Genomic DNA, 1061 nt, shown 5'->3' with positions numbered 1-1061 from the left:
GAGTCTGGGCCGTGTCTCAGTCCCAGTGTGGCCGATCACCCTCTCAGGTCGGCTACGCATCGTCGCCTTGGTAGGCCGTTACCCTACCAACTAGCTAATGCGCCGCAGGCCCATCCGTAAGCCACAGGTTGCCCCGTGTTTCATGATCCCCTCATGCGAGAAGACCAGCTATCCGGTCTTAGCTATCGTTTCCGATAGTTATCCCGATCTTACAGGCAGGTTGCCTACGTGTTACTCACCCGTCCGCCGCTAACCGTTCCCGAAGGAACGGTCCGCTCGACTTGCATGTATTAGGCACGCCGCCAGCGTTCGTCCTGAGCCAGGATCAAACTCTCCAATAAAGTGTTCCCCACGAACCAAATCATGAGGCATTATCAGAGCTTGTCTTAAGCTCAAAATTCAATGCTAGCGAGAATTTGCATTCTCTATTTAACACTCACTCGTTGTTCAGTTTTCAAAGGACAATCATTCAACAAAACTTCTCTTTTACTGCCGATATCGTTTTGTCATTTTGTGTCACCGTGTTTAGCAGCGACTTTTTTAATATATCACACTCACCCATCTTATTGCAAGCTTTTTTTAAAACTTTTTTCTTTCAAGCTTGTCGATATTGTGCTGTGACGTTTGCCGTTTTGACGGCGAAAGTTAATGTATCATAGCCGCATGTAGAAAGTCAAGCCTCCATTCAAAAAAAGTGATGCAAGAACAAATCCCCCAAAAGCCATCCATGCCGCCGACGCGGCACCACAGACAATGGAAATGGGGTACCAAGAGTAATTTCCAGGGTAGTGACGTGATGCCCTGAAGCTTATTCCGTCCGCATCCAGCCTAGGCTGGATCGGCGTCTAACCATTCCGCTGGGATCGTTCTATGGGTAGACTTTACTTTCGGGGGAACCCCCGGATATCCACAGGAAATTGCTGCGTGTAATTTCCCTAGAGTAAAGGGCAGAGAAATCTGCCCCTCCTCATCAAACCGTACGTGAGGTTTTCCCTCATACGGCTTTCCGATGTTCGTCATTCATGTGCATGCAGATTACAAGAGCGTTTTAAGTCCATATT

The 1061-nt window shown here is 48.3% G+C and carries 1 rRNA gene; it reads right to left on the bottom strand.

What is annotated here, in order from left to right:
• A 16S ribosomal RNA gene (locus N0M98_RS33670) occupies positions 1–341 on the bottom strand; the annotation flags it as partial.
• Positions 342–1061: the final 720 nt, after the last annotated feature.

The sequence above is a fragment of the Paenibacillus doosanensis genome (assembly GCF_025060755.1).
Taxonomy (GTDB): Bacteria; Bacillota; Bacilli; order Paenibacillales; family NBRC-103111; genus Paenibacillus_S; species Paenibacillus_S doosanensis.
The sequence above is the reverse complement of the archived record's forward strand: the minus strand, read 5'-3'. Positions and strand labels throughout refer to the sequence as shown.